Source organism: Sphingobium sp. R-21, from assembly GCF_049913335.1.
Classification (GTDB): domain Bacteria; phylum Pseudomonadota; class Alphaproteobacteria; order Sphingomonadales; family Sphingomonadaceae; genus Sphingobium.
Window position 1 is genome coordinate 2,883,423 of record NZ_CP184374.1, and the last position, 20,566, is coordinate 2,903,988.

At 62.7% G+C, this 20,566-nt stretch carries 19 protein-coding genes; 1 reads left to right on the forward strand and 18 read right to left on the reverse strand.

Annotation, left to right across the window (positions count from 1 at the left end):
• Positions 1–4: 4 nt before the first annotated feature.
• From ACN9MX_RS13905 to ACN9MX_RS13945, 9 genes are all read right to left on the reverse strand, one after another.
• On the reverse strand, positions 5–1,327 hold the full coding sequence (locus ACN9MX_RS13905; protein ID WP_426387119.1) for an Hsp70 family protein: 1,323 nt from the start codon (positions 1,325–1,327) through the stop codon (positions 5–7).
• Positions 1,328–1,552: 225 nt separating this feature from the next.
• A complete protein-coding gene (locus tag ACN9MX_RS13910; RefSeq protein ID WP_426387120.1) occupies positions 1,553–1,873 on the reverse strand; it encodes a hypothetical protein in 321 nt (106 codons plus the stop codon).
• A 192-nt stretch (positions 1,874–2,065) separates the two neighbouring features.
• A complete protein-coding gene (locus ACN9MX_RS13915; RefSeq protein WP_363755621.1) occupies positions 2,066–2,896 on the reverse strand; it encodes a 23S rRNA (adenine(2030)-N(6))-methyltransferase RlmJ in 831 nt (276 codons plus the stop codon).
• A 323-nt stretch (positions 2,897–3,219) separates the two neighbouring features.
• The gene (locus ACN9MX_RS13920; protein ID WP_363830799.1) at positions 3,220–4,179 is read right to left on the reverse strand and encodes an XdhC family protein; all 960 of its coding nucleotides are present in this window, start codon (positions 4,177–4,179) and stop codon (positions 3,220–3,222) included.
• A gap of 61 nt (positions 4,180–4,240) precedes the next feature.
• Positions 4,241–5,050, reverse strand: coding sequence for an SDR family NAD(P)-dependent oxidoreductase (locus ACN9MX_RS13925; RefSeq protein ID WP_426387121.1), 810 nt, complete (start codon positions 5,048–5,050; stop codon positions 4,241–4,243).
• Complete coding sequence (locus tag ACN9MX_RS13930) at positions 5,019–5,897, reverse strand: FAD binding domain-containing protein (RefSeq protein WP_426387122.1); 879 nt, start codon at positions 5,895–5,897, stop codon at positions 5,019–5,021. Before ACN9MX_RS13930 ends, ACN9MX_RS13925 begins: the two co-directional genes overlap by 32 nt.
• Complete coding sequence (locus ACN9MX_RS13935; RefSeq protein WP_426387123.1) at positions 5,828–6,301, reverse strand: (2Fe-2S)-binding protein; 474 nt, start codon at positions 6,299–6,301, stop codon at positions 5,828–5,830. The genes ACN9MX_RS13930 and ACN9MX_RS13935 overlap by 70 nt, the downstream gene beginning before the upstream one ends.
• A gap of 2 nt (positions 6,302–6,303) precedes the next feature.
• Positions 6,304–6,963, reverse strand: coding sequence for an SRPBCC family protein (locus ACN9MX_RS13940; RefSeq protein WP_426387124.1), 660 nt, complete (start codon positions 6,961–6,963; stop codon positions 6,304–6,306).
• Complete coding sequence (locus tag ACN9MX_RS13945; protein WP_426387125.1) at positions 6,960–9,341, reverse strand: xanthine dehydrogenase family protein molybdopterin-binding subunit; 2,382 nt, start codon at positions 9,339–9,341, stop codon at positions 6,960–6,962. The genes ACN9MX_RS13940 and ACN9MX_RS13945 overlap by 4 nt, the downstream gene beginning before the upstream one ends.
• 80 nt (positions 9,342–9,421) lie before the next feature.
• Between ACN9MX_RS13945 and ACN9MX_RS13950 the strand changes: the two genes are divergently transcribed.
• A complete protein-coding gene (locus ACN9MX_RS13950) occupies positions 9,422–10,144 on the forward strand; it encodes a TetR/AcrR family transcriptional regulator (protein WP_426387126.1) in 723 nt (240 codons plus the stop codon).
• A 150-nt stretch (positions 10,145–10,294) separates the two neighbouring features.
• Here the strand turns inward: ACN9MX_RS13950 and ACN9MX_RS13955 are convergent, their stop codons facing one another.
• The 9 genes from ACN9MX_RS13955 to ACN9MX_RS13995 form a co-directional block, all read right to left on the reverse strand.
• On the reverse strand, positions 10,295–11,278 hold the full coding sequence (locus ACN9MX_RS13955) for a helix-turn-helix domain-containing protein (protein WP_363738161.1): 984 nt from the start codon (positions 11,276–11,278) through the stop codon (positions 10,295–10,297).
• Between the two features lie 63 nt (positions 11,279–11,341).
• Complete coding sequence (locus ACN9MX_RS13960; RefSeq protein WP_363830820.1) at positions 11,342–12,001, reverse strand: aspartate/glutamate racemase family protein; 660 nt, start codon at positions 11,999–12,001, stop codon at positions 11,342–11,344.
• Complete coding sequence (locus tag ACN9MX_RS13965; RefSeq protein WP_363753206.1) at positions 12,001–13,131, reverse strand: FAD-dependent oxidoreductase; 1,131 nt, start codon at positions 13,129–13,131, stop codon at positions 12,001–12,003. The genes ACN9MX_RS13960 and ACN9MX_RS13965 overlap by 1 nt, the downstream gene beginning before the upstream one ends.
• Before the next feature lie 4 nt (positions 13,132–13,135).
• Positions 13,136–13,915: an alpha/beta fold hydrolase gene (locus ACN9MX_RS13970; RefSeq protein ID WP_363738166.1), complete on the reverse strand. Its 780-nt coding sequence runs from the start codon at positions 13,913–13,915 to the stop codon at positions 13,136–13,138.
• Positions 13,912–14,736 (reverse strand): 2,3-dihydroxyphenylpropionate 1,2-dioxygenase, encoded by an 825-nt coding sequence (locus ACN9MX_RS13975; protein ID WP_426387127.1) that lies wholly within the window; start codon positions 14,734–14,736, stop codon positions 13,912–13,914. The genes ACN9MX_RS13970 and ACN9MX_RS13975 overlap by 4 nt, the downstream gene beginning before the upstream one ends.
• On the reverse strand, positions 14,729–15,037 hold the full coding sequence (locus ACN9MX_RS13980; RefSeq protein ID WP_426387128.1) for a hypothetical protein: 309 nt from the start codon (positions 15,035–15,037) through the stop codon (positions 14,729–14,731). Before ACN9MX_RS13980 ends, ACN9MX_RS13975 begins: the two co-directional genes overlap by 8 nt.
• A complete protein-coding gene (locus ACN9MX_RS13985; protein WP_426387129.1) occupies positions 15,034–16,179 on the reverse strand; it encodes an alpha/beta hydrolase family protein in 1,146 nt (381 codons plus the stop codon). The genes ACN9MX_RS13980 and ACN9MX_RS13985 overlap by 4 nt, the downstream gene beginning before the upstream one ends.
• Positions 16,180–16,201: 22 nt before the next feature.
• Positions 16,202–17,617, reverse strand: a complete 1,416-nt coding sequence (locus tag ACN9MX_RS13990) for an MFS transporter (RefSeq protein WP_426387130.1) — start codon at positions 17,615–17,617, stop codon at positions 16,202–16,204.
• A gap of 80 nt (positions 17,618–17,697) precedes the next feature.
• The gene (locus ACN9MX_RS13995) at positions 17,698–20,175 is read right to left on the reverse strand and encodes a TonB-dependent receptor (RefSeq protein ID WP_426387131.1); all 2,478 of its coding nucleotides are present in this window, start codon (positions 20,173–20,175) and stop codon (positions 17,698–17,700) included.
• Positions 20,176–20,566: the final 391 nt, after the last annotated feature.

Genomic DNA, 20,566 nt, shown 5'->3' on the forward strand with positions numbered 1-20,566 from the left:
CTATTCAACCCTGCTCGATTTCATCTTCGCTGCTTGCCGTCCATTCAGCGATGCTGGCCTCCTGACCGATCAGCGCGAGGCCGTGGGCGATGGAGGTCAACTCATTGCCACTCGCAATGTGGCTCGCGGCGAAGCGTTCCTCAAACAAGCGGCGGACGGCGGGGATCAATGAGGAGCCGCCGGTCAGGAAGACATGGTCTATCGCACCCGCGCTGATCCCAGCCCGGTCGAGCGCTACATCCACCGTCGCGCCGATGCGGGCGAGGTCGGGTGCAATCCAGCTTTCGAAATCGGCACGGCTGACGTCCGCTTCCACGCACACGCCCGAACTGTCGAAATGGAAGTGCGCGCGCTCCTCGGTGGAAAGCGTCCGCTTCAACCGCCCAACCGCGTCATAGAGCGGATAGCCAAGCTCATTTTCCACCACGGCGATCATACGGCCGATCGCGGCGGGATCATTCGCTGCCCGCTTCAGCTTCTCCAGCTCGGCCAGCGTACGCCGGTTATGCATCAGCGCGAGGCGGGCCCAGTCGCCGAAATCGGCGAAATGGCCGGGCGGTATTTCCAGCGTCTTGCCCATGGACGCATAGGTGCCGCCCTTGCCCAGCATCGGCAGGACCAGCTTATCCATGATGCGATAGTCGAAGCGATCGCCCGCTATACCGATGCCGGCGGACCCGAGCGGCGTACAGCGCCGCAGGGTCCCCGGCGCCTCTATCCGTACGACAGAAAAGTCGCTGGTGCCGCCGCCGAAATCCGCGACCAGCAGAGTGGCAGGTTCGGCCAGGCGGGAAGCAAAACTGAACGCAGCGCCCAGCGGCTCGTAGACATAATGGATTTCCCGTTCGAGGGCCGCAAACATGAGTTCGTACCGCCGGCAGGCAAGTGCGCTGTCCGGGCGCTGCCCCGCATAGCGGACTGGGCGTCCCACGATGATGCGGGAAGGGAGGTCCTTTAGCGCGTCGGCAGCATGCGCCCGCAACCGCTCCAGGAAAACATGGCCCAGCTCCTCGAAGCGAAGCCGCTTGTCGAAGATTGTTGCATGTTCGAACGCCCTACTTGCTGCCACGGATTTGAAAGATTGCAGGAAGCGGCTGCCTTGGGGGAACTCAAGGAACTCGGCGATGGCCCAAGGCCCCGCTTCATGCGCGACACCGCCGGAAACGCCATGATCCTCCCAGAAGCAAAGAGCGGAGCGGAAGATCGACCCGGTGTTGTCGGGCCCCGGATAATCCACCATCCTCGCCTCGCCATCCACGCCGCCCAGCGCGACAACCGAATTGGTGGTGCCGAAGTCGATGCCGATCGAGCGAGCCAGCGAAGTCATGATTCCGTCCTGTTATGTGCGGATTGTGGAGGCGGGCTGGCGGCTATTGCAGGCATGGACCGACGGCGCAACCAGTCACACGCGTCATCGGGGAGGTCTTGGGCGAACGGGCGTTCGGCAGGGACGGATGGATCCGACAAGGCGGATCAGTCAGCTTCGTGTCGGTACCGAACGAGATGGTGGTTCGGCTTCAGCGATGGCGGGAGTGCACGATCTATGCCCCCCTTAGTCACCGTTGGCATCAACCATGAAAACCGTGGGCTTGCCTCGCGAAGCAGGATCCCATCCTGCCGATAATGCTGCCCGAACCCCTCGCGAAGCAATCGCATCGTTGATGTGCAAACGGCCTTTCGGCAATCCTCTCATCAGGCGCTTGGGTGCTGGAAATTCCAGCACGGCTTCGCGCGGCATGTTTCTCTGGCGCAGGGAGACAGTCATTCCCTTCCAGCCATCGGAAGAGGACAATTGAGGCTCGCTCAGGAGTTCCCAATCAAATTTGAAACCATCGATCTCGACAGTGCCGCTGCGGCCGGGTGCTTGAAACATGTCAGACCCTTAGCATGTCGGCAGCAGTACACCACCCCTGGCATCGGGAGGCTTTTTCGACGCCCTCAGTCGCCATTCCGAGCGAACAGGATCACATGATCGAGTCCATTACCAGCGGGCGCAGAGGCACAATGTCTGGAGCACGGCCAACGAGCGTGCCCCTTTGCATGATGGGTGGGGCGAGGCTCTATTTTAATCGCCCAGCCAACCGGATATAATCTCGCCCTTATGCTCTTCGGGCGCTAACGCGGCGCGCAAAGCCTCCAACAGTGGCGGCAGTGCCTGCGTGAAAGCGTAGGGCGGATTGACGATAAAGAGGCCCGCGCCGTTATAGATGCCAGGTTGCTCGCTATCGTATAGCCAATGCTCCACCAGTAGCAATTTCGGGATGCCGAGCTTGCGTAACTGCTGTTTCCACCGCCAATGCGTGGCGCTGTCCTTCAGCGGATACCAGATCACCGTCACGCCATGCGCCCATTTGCGGTGAGCGGCGGCGAGGGTGGCGGTGATGCGCGCGCGTTCGTCCAGCTGCTCGTAGGGCGGGTCGACCACCACCACGCCGCGCGCGGTGCTGGGCGGCAGCATAGCCAGCCAAAGTTCGTAGGCGTCGCGTTCATGCACGGCCGCGCTCGTGCCCCGCATCACGCCGCGCAGGGCGTAAGCGTCTTCCGGGTGCTTTTCGTTCAGGATCAGGAAATCCTGCGGGCGCAAAAGCTGGGCCAGAAATCGCGGTGAGCCGGGGTAAAGGTGCGGTTCGTCACCCACATTCACCGCCCGTACGGCGGCGCGGTAGTCATCCAGCAAGGGGTTCGGATCGGCAAAGACCCGCAGCACGCCCTGCGTGGCTTCGCCGGTGCGTTGGGCTTCGTCGCCGCCAAGGTCGTACAGCCCGCAGCCGGCATGGGTGTCGATCAGGGTCAGCGGGCCCGGCTTGTGCTGCAAAGCCCGCACCAGGGCGATCAGCAGGCTGTGCTTTACGACATCGGCGCTATTGCCGGCATGGAAGGAATGGCGATAATTCATCGTGGTTCAAAATCCTGACGGCCCGCCTTTAGACGAGCTGCCGGACCTTCTGCAAAAGCGAAATTATGGCCGAACCGGTATTGTTGGGCGTCCAAACCGAGTGCGAGGCAATTGAAGCAACCAATCCGGTGCTCGCATGAGGGCGGGCGGAGACGACCCTTCCTCGCCGCTTAGCGGCCAAATTTCGCTAGCCGGCAGCGGACATCTCATTGCCGCGCTCGAGCCGGCCATCATGTCTGCTTTGTCGGACGTTCCAGTTAGTCCGCTTCCGAGCGGCAGCCCGTTGAAGCTGTCGTTTGTTCAGCCTTAGCGCACGTTGGTACTTAGAACGCCGTGAACCGCTCCTGAAAAGCGGCTGCAATTTCCGCGATCACCGATGCGGCGATTAAATGCGGATCGCGCAGCTGGTGAACCAGACCAATCGGCGCCTTGATCCTTGCGATGCCTTCATTGCTGCACTCGGAAGCGACCAGGCCTTCAGCGCGGCGGGCATGAGCTCGCCGGCTGCCGAGCGCACCTACATAGAAGGCGTCGCTGCCCAACGCCTGGCGCAGCACCATTTGCTCCCATTCATGATCGTGGAACATCAGGGCTATCGCAGTGCCCCCGTCGATATGCAAATCAACGGGCGACGAAAGCCCCCGCAGTACCCGGACGGAAATTCCGGCGTGGCGTGCCCTGGTCAAGGTGATGTCATCCGGCGAGGCCAGCTCGACCTGCATATCGGCTGCCGCAGCCAGACGCGCCAGGACCAGCGCCTCCACGCCGGATCCCACGATCAATAGCCGGATCTTCGGTCGAACCACATAGGCCGCTGTGCCGGGCGAGGCAGGTTCCATTCCGGGGTACCACGGGAGCGAGCCGTCCGTTGCCAGTGCGATCGCCCCGGCCTCCCGTTCCGCCTCAATCATGGCCCGCAGGGCCGGCAGATGATGATCCGCGACGGGATATATCAACAGTTCGATTCGGCCTCCGCACGGCAACACGACGTCGATCCTGCCGCTGCCCCGCCCATATTGTACGGCCGCCGGCCGATTTTCGACGATTGCCTTGCGCGCTTGCGCCACCAGGTCCGCCTCGACGCAGCCGTTCGACACATAGCCTGCTGTGGTGCCCGTAATGCTGGCCGCCATTCGCAGGCCGGGCTCGCGCATGCTGCCCCCATCGACCGCAGTGACGAAAACCAGCGCCACGCCGATCCGGGCCTCGGCGCATTCGACGACAAATCGGGCGACGTCCCGTGGGTGGCTGACCATGTCGATGCAGTGCGGCCCGTTCGTCATCCGCCGACCAGACGAGCCGCCACCGAAAACCGCATCAACGTTGCGAGCGCCTTGGCCTTGTCTACCAACTCGTGTGGCCGCCGTCCGCGGCGATGACCGATCCCGTCATGAACGAAGATTCGTCCGACGCGAGGTGCAGGATGGTTTTCGCGATCTCGGCGGGGTGGGCAAAGCGCTTGAGGTGCTGGCGACCGGTCAACTTGGCCAGCAGATCCGCTCGGTCCTCCGGCGGTAACCCGGCCAGAAGCCCTTGCGCCATGCCGGTGTCGATTCCGCCCGGACAGATGACATTGCATCGGATGTCGGGCGCCAGTTCGGCCGCCAATGCCCGCGTCATGCCGATGATCGCCGCCTTGGAAGCACAATAGACGCTCATGTGGGGCAGCGATACCAGCCCCCCGACCGACGAGACGTTGACGATCGCCCCGCCGCCCGAAGCGCGGATGGCCGGCGCGGCCTTCTGCATGGCGATGAGTTGCGAGAAGCAGTTGACGTGCATCACACGGTCGAACTGGGCCAGCGTGACGTCGGCCAGATCGCCGGGCCCCAGAATGCCGGCGATATTGCACCAGGCGTGCAGGGCGCCAAACCGTTCCATGGCCAGGTTGACCAGCGCGGCGTGGGTTTCCGGCTGCGTCGCGTCACCCGGAACCGCAACGACCTCGGTTCCTTCGGCAATCAAATCCGTTTTCAGAATATCCAGCGCCTGCTCGTCAATGTCGGTCAGAGCCAGTTTCGCGCCTTCGCGCGCCATCAATCGCGCGGTCGCCAGGCCAAGTCCCCCCGTGGCGCCAGTCATCGCGACGACCTTGGCGGCAAGACGGCCCGACCGGGGAAGCTCAGTCGGCATTTTGTCCTCCAAGCAGAGCATGTACCGCCCGCCGTGTCATCACGCGCACAAGATTGGCCCGGTAGTCCGCGCCCGCGTGAAAATCGCTGATGAGTTCCGGCAGATCGAAGGTCAGTCGATCGATGCCTTCAGGGCTGCCGTCGCGCAACAATTGTTGCTCGACGTCCGGCATCCGGAATGCCCCCGCTCCCGCTCCGGTGACTGCGACCCGCCAGCCACGGGGGCCATGGGCGACGGCCACGCCGGTCATGGCGTAACCCGAAACCGGGTGCCGGAACTTGGCATAGGAAAATGCCTGGTCAGTGCGGATGCGCACCTGCAGGACAAGCTCGCCCGGTTCCAGCGCGGTCTCGAACAATCCTGTCAGGAAGGCGTCGGCAGGCAACTCACGGCGGTCTGTGACGACCACCGCATCGAGCGCGAGGATCGCCGCCGGGTAATCGGCCGCCGGATCGTTGTTGGCGATCGAGCCGCCGATCGTACCCCGGTTACGGACCTGGACGTCACCGATGCCGTCGGCCAGCAGCGAAAGCCCAGGAAGCCGGGACTGCACGAGCGCGTTGCCTGCGACGGCAGCGTGCGTTGCCATGGCGCCGATCTGCAGTTCGCCTTCGTCTTCCTCGATCTCGCTCAGCAGTGGAATCCCGGCCAGGTCCACCAGCTCCGAAGGACCGGCAAGCCGCTGCTTCATGGTCGGCAGCAAGGTCATGCCTCCGGCCAGCGGCCTGGCATCGGGATCGCCCGCAAGGATATCGAGAATGTCCGAAAGAGTTTCAGGGCGAGAATAGACGAATTCTCTCATTGGCCGGTCTTCCGGCTGGCGGAAATCACGGCTGCGATGATCGGCTGGTATCCGGTGCAGCGGCACAGATTGCCTTCCAGCGCATGGCGGACCGCAGCCTCGTCCGGTGAGGGGTTCGTGTCCAGAAGCGCGGCGGCAGCCATGATCATGCCGGGCGTGCAATAACCGCACTGAAGGCCGTGCTCCTCGCGAAACGCCTGCTGCAGCGGGTGATCGCCCCGTGGACCGAGCCCCTCGATCGTGGTGACCGCCTGCCCTTGCGCCTGGAGCGCCAGCATCGTGCAACTCTTCACGGCCTGCCCGTCGCAATGAACGGTGCAGGCACCGCATTGGGTGGTATCACAGCCGACGTGCGTGCCCGTCAGACCCAGAACATCGCGCAGGAAATCGACCAGCAGCAGCCGCGCGCTGACCATCTCGCTGACTTCCCGGCCGTTCACAGCAAGCGAAAGTGGGTAGAGCTTTTCCATGGTCAGGGCTTGAGTGTGTACATGACGGTCATGAAGACCAACAGCGCTGCCAGCACCAGGATCGTGAAGGACTGGGCATCGAACCACCGCCGGGCGGATTCCGCGACAGCCGGTGCGGGACGGGGCTGCGCGCCTGCAACAGGCAAGGGCACCCGCCCATCTCCGGCGGGGATCGGTGCAGCCGGCGCTTCGCCCGGAATTGCGGATATATCCGGGGCCGTTCCGGCTTCGACGATCGCTCCGAACTTGTCGAAGAACTCAGCCGCATATTTTTTGGCGAAAGCCTCGATCAGGCGCGAGCCGATCTGGGCCAGCTTGCCGCCGATCTCGCTGCTGGCGTCATAGGTAAGCCGCGTGCCCTCCGCCTCCTGTGCAAGGCGGACCAGCGCGGCCCCCTTGGCGAAACCGGCCGCACCGCCCGATCCTTCGCCGACGATGCGGCAGCTTTCCGGCGCCTGGAGATCCTCAAGCCGGATTCGACCATTGAACCTGGCCTTTACCGGCCCGACGCGGGTCACCACCGTCGCCACCCAGTCGACCGGTGTCTCGCGCGTGATCTCCTCGCACCCCGGTATGCATTGGCGCAGGATATCGGGATCGTTGATCGCCTGCCAGACCAGCTCGCGCTCGGCGCGGATCAGCGCTTCACCGACGAGCTTCACGCCGGTTCTGCCTTGCGCGAGGCGGCGGCATCGATCGCGGACCATATGCGCGCCGAAGTCAGCGGCATTTGCAGGTCGGTGACGCCAAGCGGGCGCAGCGCATCAAGCACCGCGTTGACCACCGTGGGCGGCGCGGCGATCGTACCGGATTCCCCCACGCCCTTGACCCCGACGGGGTTGGTCTTGCATGGAATTTCCTCAAGCCTCGCGGCTATGGTTGGCATCGTGTCTGTCCTCAACATTCCATAGTCTGAAAAACTGCCGCTCAGCAGTTGGCCGGTGGCCGGGTCGTAGACGACCTCCTCGACCAGAGCCTGCCCGACACCCTGGGCGATGCCGCCAATGATCTGGCCTTCGCAAATCATCGGGTTGATCGCCTTGCCCACGTCGTCGACGACGGTGTAGCGGTCTATCCGGATGGCACCGGTTTCGGGGTCGACCTCGACCTCGCAGACGTGCGCGCCGTTCGGGAAGTTCGGCGCTTCACCGCCGGCCGTGCCTACGGTCGATAAACCCAGGGACTGGCCGCCCGGCACGCCCATCGGCGCGAAGAAGCCCCTGACCACCTGCTGCAGCGAGACAGTACGGTTAGTGCCCGCGGCCCGGAAAAGGCCCTCGCTGAATAGGACAGCATCGACGTCTGTCTCAAGGATGCTCGCGGCCATAGGCGAACAGCGCGCGATCGCCTCGTCGGCTGCGGCCCGAAGCGCCGTACTTGCCAGCATGGAGCTACGGGCGGCATAGGTCCCGCGACCGAATGTCACTGCATCCGTATCGCCCTGAACATGTCGGATCTGTTCAGAGGGGATACCGAGCCAGTCGTGTATCAGCTGCGCGAAAGCGGTCGCATGCCCCTGGCCGTGCGAATGAGTGCCGGCGAGGATCGATACTCCGCCAGACGGGTCGAAGCGCAGTTCCATCCGCTCGTTGAACACGCCTGCGCTCTCGATATAGCAGGTGACAGCGCGTCCGCGAACGAGCCCTCGGCCTTCCGACGCCTGCCTGCGCGCCGCGAAGCCTTCCCAGTCGGCCAGTTCGAGGCATTTATCCATCATTCCGGCGAAATCGCCACTATCATAGGTGAAGCCGGTGGGGGTCGCATATGGCAAGGCCTGCTCGGCGATCAGGTTCCGGCGCCGGATCTCCACCTGCCCCAATCCCGAAACGCGGCCCGCTTCATCCATCAGCCGCTCAAGCATGAAGCATGCCTCGGGCCGGCCTGCGCCGCGATACGGACCCGTGGGCGAGCAATTGGTGAACATGGCCGACGTCCGCACATCAATGGCGGGGATGTCGTAGACCCCGGGCAACATGCGCATCGAAAAGGTGATCGGCGCAACCGTGGCCGAAGCGACATAGGCGCCCAGCGCGTGATAGGCGCGTACGCGCAGGCCTATGGCCCGGCCATTTTCGTCGAAGGCCATCTGCGCCGAAGCAACCTGGTCGCGACCATGATTATCGCCCGCCAGTGATTCCGAACGACTGGCAATCCACCTTACCGGCCGCCCCAGCTTGCGCGCGGCCCATAGAACCAGCGCATCCTCGGGATAGGGGTCGGCTTTCATTCCGAACCCGCCACCGACATCGGGAGAGATGACGCGCAGGCACGTTTCGGGAATGGCGAGGACCGAATTCGCCAGCATCTTGCGGACGCCGTGCGGGTTTTGCGAGCTGGTGTGCAGGATGTACTGACCATCGCCATCATTCATGACGAACTCGCCCAGCGCACATCGCGGCTCGATCGAGTTGGCCGAGAGGCGGTTGTTGCGCAAGTCAAGCCGCACGACGAAAGCGCTGCGGGCGAACGCCTCGTCCGTGCGTTCGGGGTCGCCAAATGCCAGTGTAAAACTGCGGTTCCCTTCGCAACCAGGCCAGATTTCCGGCGCATCGGACGCCGCAGCGCCGTCCGGCGTCGTGACGCAAGGACGGGGGGAATATTCTATCTCGACGGCCTCGGCCGCGTCGCGGGCCTGGTCGGCGGTCTCCGCTATGACGGCGACCACCCTGTCACCGACACAGCGGACCCGATCGGACACCAGAATGGGGCGGATGGTGCGAAAGCCCGGTGGGCCGCCGGCGTCCTCCGGCATGAAATAGGGCGGCAGGCCGCCAAGACCTTCATTCTCGGCATCCTGCCCGGTGAGGACCAGAAGCACGCCCGGCGACTCCATTGCGGCCTTGACGTCGATGCGGACAATGTCCGCATGCGCCTGGTCCGAATAGATCACGCACATATGCGCCATGCGAGCCCGCTTGACGTCACCGACGTAGCTGCCAGCGCCCGTCAGAAAGCGATGATCCTCGCGACGCCGGACCGCCTGGCCAATGCCAAAACCGGACACATTTCCTCCCCGTCCATTACCGCCTTGGTCGATCATTGGTGCGGACATCCCCACGGCTTGACGGCGGTGCGATATTGAATTTAAGGCAATGTACGAAAGAGGCAAGAGATTTTTGTATGACCGTACGAGAAAATGAAAAGGCGATGCGCAAGGGCGAGCGCACCAGGCAGGCGATCCTGAACGCGGCCGAAGCCCAATTCGCCCTGTCGGGCTACGAAGCCGTCTCGATCCGTCAGGTGGCGGACGCAGCAGCCCAGCACCTCGGGGTCGTTACTTATCATTACCCCAACAAAGAGTTGCTGTTTGAAGCAGTCGTGGCGCGCCGCGCAGAGGAACTCAGCCAGCAGCGGAAAGAGCGCTTGAACAATCTTGTCGATCCGACGATCGAAGCATTGCTTGATGCATTCCTCGATCCCTTTCGCGAAAAGGTCGAAGGAGGATCTGAAGGTTGGCGCAGATATGCGCAGATATTGGCGCACATCGCTCAGGATGCGCGGTGGGCACCATTGGTGGACCGCCTGTTTGGCGAAACGGGTCGAAAGTTCATCTCGCTCATGCGCGAGGTGGAACCGCGACTTACCCTTGACACGGCGACGCAGGGCTATGTCCACCTGATTTCCGTCATGGTGGGATTGTTCGCATCGACCAAGCTACTGGATCGCCTGTCCAACGGAAAGATGTCGAGCGATCGTCTCTCGGAAAATTATGATCAGGCGATCGCGTTCCTTGCCGGCGGCATGCGCGCTCTCGCTGCGCAATCGCCCTCGATGCCCGATGCCAAGGCATTTTCAGGAAAGGCGGACATCGGACTTCCGTCTGAAAATGCCCCATCAAATTGAACCGGACGATTTCCTCGAGGCGACAGTCGTCTGTCGCGATCTTGAAATCCAGAGCGGGTTTCGATCTGATTGAATCCGCTCTCCGCTCTGGATTCCTTGTTTGCCGCGATTTCTTAATCAGCGATCGGTTCCGATCGCTTGGAAATCGCGCTAGTTCACCGACAGATCACGCCTGAGCGCGGCCAGGCGCGCCTGGCGCGGAGCAACCCCGAACTGACGCCGGAACGCTCGGCTGAAATGCGACGCATCGTTGAAACCCCAACGAAAGGCGATTTCGCCGATCGATATATCCGTCATTTGCGGATGCACGATTTCTCCCTTGCAGCGCTCCAGTCGCTCGCGCCATATGCGCCGCATCAAGGGCTCAGCCTCACCCTCAAACAATTCGTAGAGATAGCGCAGCGACAGTCCGACGTTGCGGGCGATCAGAGAAGGGGAAAGGTCGGCGTCCGCCAGATTCTGCCGGATGAACGTCAAAACCCGTTGGCGATGGGCGGCCTGGCCGCCCGCCGACACCGGAGAAAAATCCTCAGCCATGCCGCAAAGCACGGTCGAGAGGATCAACGGTATCGTGTCAGCCACCTTTTCGGCTGCATCGGCGTTGAGTTGCATGCCGACACGAAAGAGTTCGTCGCTATACGCTCTGAATAACGCGGCCGGACCTGTATTCGTCTGCATCGCAATCGCCGTGCAGCTGTCGACATTGGGAAAATAGCAACGCAGCGCCGCGCAGGGAACGTAGATGGACGTGGTGCAAATTTCGCCGGTTTCTATCATGAACGGTCGAGCAGGATCGACGAGAAACATGTCGCCGGGGCGGATCATGCTTTCTCGCCCTCCCTGGCTGACAAATGCGGTACCCTCGCGGTGAACGCTCACCAGATAGCTGGGAACCGGGCTTGGCTGCGAACTGGCGGGTTCGGTGATATGCGGAGAAAAGCGCAACTTGGCGAAACGCAGGCCGGGCCGCGCAAATCCATCGACCGCGCACTCCAGCGCCTGCGAGCCCACGGGCCGAATATTCAGTCCGATCGAGAACAGCGAGGCCATGTCCTTGCGAAACTTGGATGATCGCCGACCGCTGGGCACACCAGCTGTAGTGAAGGTTTCCGCCCGGAGCGCAGCCTCGGCCATTATTGCCCCTCTCCCCGCAAGCAATTCTATTTTCGCAAGGAGAATTACCGGAAAATAGTACATCTATCCAGAAAAATCTGTGTCCTGTCCAAATTTGCGCCGCAAGGCTCTGACCGCACAGTCAGGGGTGGTAAGCACGGTCGCGCCCGTGACCCGCGCAATCTCCGGTGCTGCCCTGGCCAGGCTGAATTGGGCCAGCGCGACTATGCGTTCGGAACTGAAACCCTGTGCCGCGACCGCAGACAGGCGGTCATGCTCGGCAAAATCCCCGGCCTCCGCTGCCTCCAACGCCCCGACGGCAAGACGGGGTTCGACATCAAGCGATCCTGGAAATTCACCAAGCATGGAACCGAGAGTCGGCGCGAACGTGGCGAGGAGGCCGACTGGCCGCCCCAGCGCGACAGCCTCGTCGATCATCGCCTCGTTCGGCTTCAGCACGGGAATGTCCATCATCCCCGCCACCGTCTCGATCGCCTCGCCAAAGGCCGAGCAGGTAAACAGGATAGCGTCGGCGCGCGCGAACCTGATCGCATAGCGCGACAATTCGACAAAGCGCCCGATCATGGACTCCGTCAGGATTCCATCGGCCGCGCGGTCGACCGACAGGCTGTCATCGAGAATATGGACGCGTTCCGCCTCTGGCCACAATCGCCGGAAGCTCTCCGTGATGGGATCGAGCGACAGCCGCAGGGCTGAGATCAGCGCAATCCTGGGCGGTGCCATCAGATCGGTTCCGCCAGCTTGGCCAGCGACTGCTCGACAAGGATGGTCTGCTCCTCGGGAGGCCGCCCATCCTGCTCGCGCCGGCCGATCTCAATCGAATTTTCGGTGACCAGCCGACAGCGGTCATAGCGACGGGCCATGAACGCCGCGAACATGCGCGCCACGTCTCCCCCGGAACGTCGCAATTCGTCGGCCAGCACGAGGCCGTCCTCGATCGCCATGCCGGCCCCCGAAGCCAGCTGCGGGGTTGTCGGATGAGCCGCATCGCCGACCAGGATGATGCGCCCGCTGTACCAGGGCGCAGGCAACAGGAATGCCTCAAGAGGGCGCACATTGATGACCGAATCCACCGTCAAGCTATCGCGGATCCCGGCCAGAATCCCCCCATAGCTTGCCATCAGCTCCTGCAAGCGGACGTGCAGTTCGTCGACAGGGTAGATTGGCGGCCGCGGGCCAACCTGAAGCAGGAACATGTACATGTGGGTCTGGGATACCGGCGACAGCCCGATCTTGTGCGGGCCCCCAAGGAAAAAGTGCCGCCGGTCGATGCCCGCGGGCCGCGTCGTGTACAGGCGCCACACGGTCTGCCCGGTATATTCGGCCTGGTCGGCATCCGGAAAGATCGCCGCGCGTGTCGCGGAGAAGACACCGTCCGCGCCGACCACGAAGTCGTAGGTGCGCGTCTGGCCGTCGCTGAACCGCGCCTCGACGGCATGGTCGCCCTGGTCAAAGCCGTCGACCGTGCAACCCAGGCGAACATCGGTGCCGACATCGCGCACCCGGCTCGACATGATCCGGTGAAGGTCGGGCCGCATCACGCCACCGCTGCCGGGCAGATCCTCCCCCAGCTCAGGGTCCGGCAGGTGCGTGACCGGCTGCCCGTTGACGTTGCAGACCTGGATTCCGTTTCCGGCAAACCCGACTTCAAGAAATTCCTCGAGCAGGTTGAGTGCCTTGATCGCGCGCAGGGTCGGCCGAGTCACGGTGATACCGGCGCCCGTGACCCGCCATTCGGGATCCTTGTCGATCAGATCGACGGCAACACCCAACTGACGCAGGCACAGGGCCGTCGCCATGCCGCCGACCCCGCCACCAACGATCAGAGCCTTCAGATCATTCAGCTTGTTCATGGCATCAACTCTCAATGGTGGAGGACAGGTGCCCACCGACAAGGTCGGTGAATTGCCGTGCTGCCTCCACGTTCATAAGATGGGCCGCGTTCACACGCTCCAGACGGCTGTTCGGGACTGCCCGTGCGATCGTCTCCAGCGCCTCGATCGGCACCGCCACGTCGTGCTCACCGGCAACAACCACCGTCGGGCAGGTGATCCGCGAGAGTATGGCCCGGTTGTCCAGCCCGGCGATCGCCTCGGCCGCAAGCGCATAACCCTCGGCCGGTGTCGCGAGGACCAGCTGGCGGATCGTATCGACACGCGCCTTTGCAGATACGAGGAACGCCGGCGTAAACCATCGCGCCAGTATGTCGTCTACCTGGCCGCCCATACCATCGCGGCGCGCTCCAGCGGCGCGACTACGCCACATTTCCTGGACAGGCGGAGGCGGATATGCCGTACCCCCGGCCAGCACCGCCGAGGTCACCCGTTCGCGCGCCATCACCGCCATGGCCTGCGCGATAGAGCTGCCGAACGAGAGGCCAACCACACCGAAGCGCTCCACGCCCATGGCATCCAGCGTTGCCAGGACTGCGACAGCATAATCCTCGATGGATCCGGCAAACGGCGGCGCCGCGCTTCTCCCATGGCCGGGCAGGTCAAGGGCTATAACGTGGAAGCGCTCCGCCAAGACCTCGATCTGCGGATCCCACAACGCTGAGGATGTAGCGATCGCATGCAACAGCACGACCGCTGGCCGCGTATTGGCTCCGGCGGTGCGGCCCGAAAGCACCGCACTCATTCACCCCTCCATCGGCCCAGAGCGATGCCGGTGTACCATTCGCTGACCGGCTCGTAGTGGTTCAGTTCGAAGTTGCGGCAACCGGCAATGCCATGCGCGACGAGCCAGTTGCGGATTTCCTCGGCGCCGTTGCCGGCGCTATTGACTTCCGCCTCGGAAAATGAGGTCAGCGCATCGACGTCGGTTCCGCCGAGCAGTTCGAGGAAGCGCCGGTCGAATTGTTCGTTGACATAGCCCATGCGCGGCGTGCCGACGTCGTGAGCGATGCCGCCGGTAGCGAGCACCACGACCCGTTCGGCGCCATCGTAGGAACGAATTGCCTCGGCCATTGCCCGGCCAAGCTCGATGCAGCGCATCATCCTCGGCAGGGGTGGCTGGACGCAATTCACCAGGATCGGCACCACCGGAAAGTCGCCGCAAATGCCGGCCAGCGTGAGCGGCGTGACCATGCCGTGATCGAGCACGAGTTCGAGCGAAAACGCCGGGTCGAAGCCGCTGTCCAGGCAATGTTGCAATATGTGCGCGGAAAGGCTGCGCGCGCCCGGAATAGTCTTGCGGTCGACCTTGAGCCAGCCCTCGATCGGGCCGTCATAGGTGTCGGCGATGCCGATGCAGAACGCCGGCATGTTGCCAAGAAAGAAGTTGTGAAGATGATCGTTGGACACGAGCACGATCGCGTCCGGGTCCAGTCGGGCGATTTCTTCGCCTGTCCGGCGAAACTCGTCGAACACCTGACGCGCCACCTCCTCTGCCGGCGCGTGCGGCAAATTGGTCATCACCGGGGTGTGGCTGACGGCGAAGATCCCTGCAATTTCAGCCATTTTCCAGCTCCTTGCCAGCCTGCCTCAGCGCGGCGAGATATTCCTGTTCCGGGATCCGGAGTTGCAGGCAGTAAGCGCGCAGCAGATAGGGATTGGCACCCAGCAGATAGAGCTGCGTGACGTCGGTGTGCTCGAGTGCCGCGGTTGCCGCCGGGGTCAGTCCCGGATAGCTTGCGATATAGACGTCAGGATTGGCGAAATAGCGCTTCTCCTCATCCCGGTCATGCTGGATCCGGTAAAGAACCCGGTTGATCTGATAGGCCTCGCCCGTCGGAATGGCCTGTAGCCAATTGTTGATCATTGGGCGCGCTCCTTCACCATGCGGCATGTCCAGTCGATGATCAGCGGCAGGGTTTGTGGAGTGATCCCCATGTGCCCGCCGGGGAACATCCGCACCGACTTGGGTTCTCCGTGGCCGACGAGCAGGTCGATGTCGGCGACCGGGCATTGTTTGTCCTCTCGCCCGTTCACCAGCAGCATTGGGGCGCAAGGGCCGTCCAGCATGCCGGCATCGAGCAGTGACAGGCGTTCGAAGAAATCTACATATTCGCCTTCTGTGCGAGCGCCGAGCATCCGCATCCGCGTCTCGACGAGCTCCATCAGGTAGCTGTCGGGATAACGCGAGCTTTCGATCCAATCGCGCTGGAACATGAAGTGGGCGCCACCGCCCCAGTTGACGCCGCAGGCGATCCGATCGGGATAGAGGTGGGCCAGCCGCGTTGCCCAGTAGCCGCCGAACGAACGGCCGAGGCATCCGGGCAACCGGCCCGACAGATCGTCGCGCGCGGCCAGCCAGTCGAAGACCGGCAGAAACTGCTGTTCGGCGCCAGGCCGACCCTTGACCGGCGATTCCCCGGTGCCTGGCCCATCTATCGCGACCGTTGCCACCCCCTGCTTGAGCGCAAGGTCGCTCGCCGCAGTCATCTGCTCCTTCCAGGCGTCGACACCACCCCACATGACGATGACCGGCGGTCGCTCTATGCCCTTCGGGCGCCGCAGCAGGAACACAACCTCATCGCCGTCGCCTTCTTCGCCCTGAAACGGAACGCTGACCCGCTCGATCGGCGGATCGAACAAGGCGCCTGCAGCGAGATAAGCGTCGCGCTCGCGTGCTGCGCTTGCCAGCTTGTCGGGATGATTGGGGCAAGGAAACCGACCCAGGAAGAAGAAGCCGTCCGCCCGCAGGAACTGCGCCTTGGCGTCCTCGAGCTTGCCGGCCTCGCGCGCAGCGACGCCGGCGGCAAAGGCAGCCTCGCCGGCGGCGGTCCAGGCCGCAGCCCAGTTGACCGGATCAAGGCCCTGCAACTGGGCGACGACGCCTTCTGTGTCCTCGTAGCTCAGGTTGTTCATCGGGTGGATGCGCTTTCGGGTGCGATCCAGCATCCAGGCTTTGGCTTCTTCGAGCGTCCTGGGGCGTTCATGAACGGTATCGGCATTCGGCATCGGGGTTTCTCCGCTTTGCGGCTCAAGGTGAAATCAGTTCAAGAGAGCGATTGCGCGTCTCGACGGCGAAGATCAGACAGATTGCCCCTGCCAGCGCGCCGAGACAGGCGAAGATCGCGAAGATCATCCCCAGCCCCGCCGTATCGACGATCAGACCGACGGCCATCGGCGCAACGATGCCGGCCAGGATCGACACCGCATATCCAAGCGACACGCCGATCACGCGCATACGGGTCGGGTAGAGCTCGGGGGCGTACAGGATCATTCCGATCGAGATTGCCGAGACGAAATAGAAGCTGATGCATCCGCCCACGAGCATGTGGTTCGCGCTCTCCAGCCCGTTGACTCCCAGGTTGAAAAACGCGGCAGCGGCCAGCAGAAACGCAGTGCTGAACCAAATCCGTCGCCCGACAAGGTCGATCGCCAGCGCCGTGGTCAGCGTCCCCGAGAAACCCGCCGCTTGCGTGATCATCGCATTGCGCAGGCTGTCGCTGAGAGACAGGTGAAACAGCCCGTGGTAGAGCGTGGGCAGCCAAGTAACCAAGCCGTAGTTCATGAAGAAGCAGCAGAAGTACATCGTCCACAGCATGGCTGTGCGTCGGCCATAGCCCTGAGAAAACAAGCCGCTGAAGATGGCGAAGCTGAACGAAAAGATTGGCTTGTCGTTCGACTTGCCTGGTAAATCCGTGACGCGGGCTTCGGTTGCGTTCCACAAGGCAGAACCCGGTGCCGTGGACGCCGCGCTCGCCGCTTCAATGCGCCGCACTATGGCGTCGGCTTCCGACAGACGGCCCCGGTGCACGAGCCATCGGGGCGATTCCGGCACGAAACGGATCATCATCGGCAGCACCAAAACCGCTGGCAGGGCGCCAATCGCCAGAAACGGCCGCCAGCCGAAATGCAGGATAAACCACCAGCCCAGCAACGCGCCCGCGAGCAGGCCGAGCGGAAAGACCAGTTCGTACAACAGCACGAAACGCCCGCGCCCTTGGGCCTTGGCGATTTCCGAAATGTAGGTGACCGCGATCGGAACTTCCGCGCCGAGGCCAATGCCGGTGAGGAGGCGGGCCGCGACCAGCCAATGATAATTTGGGGCCAGTGAAGCTGCCAAGCTCATCGCGGAATATAGCGCGGTGCAACCAATCAACGCCGCCCGCCTGCCGCGCGTCTCCGCGATCATGCCGAACAGGAGCGCGCCGATGATTTCCCCGACGAACAAGGCCGACAGCAGGAAACCGGACTGAGCTTGTGTCAGATGCCATTGGGCCTTCAATTCAGGCAAGGCATAAGCGATCGCCAGAACTTCGAAGGCATTGAAGAAGGTGGCAGTACCGACGACGAGCCTGAGTTTGATCTGCCAACTGGTGAGAGGCGCGTCCTCCAGCCTGGCAATGATGCTTTCGCCGGTCAGGGCCATATGAGAAGCGAAATCACCCATGTCGGAAACGAGGCCCTGTACATTTCTGTGTGAGAAATGCCGGCCGTCCCTGTATCGCGACGGCCGGCAAGGCAGGCGGGCTAGAAGTTGACCGACGCCCGAACGCCATAAGTCCGCGGTGGCAGGATATTGCCCCACCACGTCCTGTCGCCGCTGTTGAAGCTCTGCTGGGCGTTGTTGAACACCTGGCTGTTGGTGACATTGTTGACGTAGGCGGACAAACTCCAGCGATCCTCGGCCGCCTTGTAGGTCAGCGTCAGGTCGGTGATCTGATAGGCCTTCTGATGCGCGAACGCCGGTGCGCCGATCGTCAGATCCGTGTCGGACTGGATGTTGCTGCGCACCCCCGCCACGATCGTGCTGTCGCCCGGCAGATGGAATGTATGTTGCCAGGACAGCGAGGCGTTCCACATCGGGGCATTCGGTACCGGCTTGCCGGCGCAGTCGACGATCGGGATGTGCAGGATCGGGTTCATGCCGATTGCGGGGCAGGTGACCTGCGAAGTGGGCGTGAACACATAATTGTCGAACCGCGAATGCAGGTAGGACAGATTGGCGGTCAACAGATCGTCCGGCGTGGCAAGGAAGGTCGCTTCCACGTCGGCGCCATATTCCTTCAGATTGCCGACATTGAGGATCGGGAAGCCGACCACCGGCGGATAGAGCACGCTCAGCGCGCCGTTCTGCTTTTTCTTGAAGCTCCAGTAGAACAGCTCGACGTTCAACTGCAGCCGATTGTCGAGGAACCGGTTCTTGGTACCCAGCGCATAGGCGGTGATACTTTCCGGCTCGTAGCTGTTCTTGTAATTGAACGTACCGGCCGGTGCATTCACGCCATCGTTGAAACCGCCGGCATGGAAGCCGGTCGAGACGTTGGCGTAGACCATCGAGCGCGGCCCGATGTCGTAGTCCACCCCGATCTTCCAGTTCGTCGCCTTCCACGAGCGGCTGTCGTTGCTGGGAACGATGCACTCCGACGTCGGCAGATTATAGGTCGTGCCCGCGACACCAACCGGGCAGAACGGTGTCCCCCCGATATCGGTGTAGGCCGGCTGGCCGATGCGGAAGAGACCGGAGATCGACTTCTTCTCGTAGGTATGGCGCAGGCCGCCGGTCAGGCGCAACTCTGGCGTGATCGAATAGGTCACCTGGCCGAACGCTGCATAGCTGGTGTCGGCGAGGTGATAGTCGCGACGGATATAACCCTGGTTGGTGATAAGGCCGCCGGGCACCTGATTGAAGTTCCAGTACCGCTCGAACGGATCCTGGGTCTCGCGGAAATAGTAGAGACCGACAAGCCACTTGAGTGGGCCGTTACCATCGGAGGCGAGGCGCGCCTCGTAGCTCTGCTGGTCAGCGGGCGTGCGGATGATGGTCTGGTAGCCGCCGGCCGGATTGACCCAATTGGCCAGGGTGTGCCGATATGCCGGGAGGAACGTAAAGGTGAAGCCCGGACCACGCCAGTCGAACTGCCCCGACACCCCCCAGGTGCTGTTGTTCAGGAAACTTCCCGGTGCCCAGCGGCCCACAGTGTCGGGATTGAGCGCATAGCCGCCGACGCCTGCGCCATAAAGATTGGGATTGTAGGTGACGGTGTTGGGCGGAACGCACTGGTTCGCGCCGGGCAGCAGGGTACATCCTACACCTGGATTCTGAAGTGTTCCATCATAGTTCGCCGGCGCGTAGAAGCCGAGCGGCGGCCCCTGCCACGGATCAGCGGTGATCGCCGTGGCATGGGTTGCCGTGGTGTTCATCACTACCTGACCGACGCCATTGCCATGGTCGCGCGAATAATCGCCCGCGATGTAGATGCTGAAGTCGCTGCTCGGTTCAAAGCGCAGCGAAACGCGGCTCGCGACGGTGTTCTGGTCATCCATTCCGGTGCGCTCGATGTAGCCGTCATGCTTGATGAAACCGACCGCGGCGCGCATCGCAATTTTGTCGTTGAAGGGAAGGTTGACGACGCCCTTCAGATCAACGGCGTCGTAATTTCCGTACTGCGCATCGAAATGCGCGCTGGTTTCAAAGTCCGGATGATTGGTGATGTAGTTGATTGCGCCGCCCGTCGCGTTGCGGCCGTACAGCGTGCCTTGCGGCCCCTTCAAGACTTCGATCCGCGCAACGTCGAGGAAAGCGCCGGAAAGCGCAGTGCCGCGCGCGACATAGGCGCCGTCGATGCTCTGCGCCACAGCCATGTCACCGAATGCGTTTATGATCTGCGCACCGATGCCGCGAACGTAAATATTGTTCAGCCCACCAAAGCCGCGACTAACCGACAAACCCGGCACCAGCTTCACGAGGTCTACGGGCTTGGACACATTGGCTTCCTGAAGGGCGCCACCGTCCACTGCCTGAATGGCGATCGGCGTGCGCTGCAAGCTGCTCGACCGGCGCTCGGCAGTCACCACGATGTCGGCCAGCTGGCTGGATCCTTCCTGCGGCGACGCCGTCGATGACGCCGACTGCTGTGCCGCCTCCTGCGCGAATGCCTGACCAGAAGCGATCAGCGCAAGCGGTGCAGCGGAAACCCAGAAAATAGCCCTGAAGCGCTTTGGCATTTCATTCTCCCCTACTTCGCTGCTTCTGTGGACGGCCGGAGGATGTGCGCGAGCAGCGATTTATCAGTCCGAGCATTAGGCAAATGGCGCGGACTATTCTTGTTTCTCATTGCGGCAAATCTATTCTCGCCGTGCGGCTCAGCGATGGGCTGGACCCGCTTGGATGCCGGGCGACCCCAAAGGGCGGACGAATCTGATTGAACTGATGCGATGGATGCTTCCCTTCGACCGGCATCGTATGATGCTGATCGTTGATCGATTGAATGTGTTGTGGGGCATCGATACCCGGTCCCCCCAGCCTTGACTGGTGCCGCGGCTCATCGTCTTGCTCACTAGCTTGCTAAAGCCTTCATCGGTTTGAACTGCTTCGTCGACCCTGACCTTGGGTTCG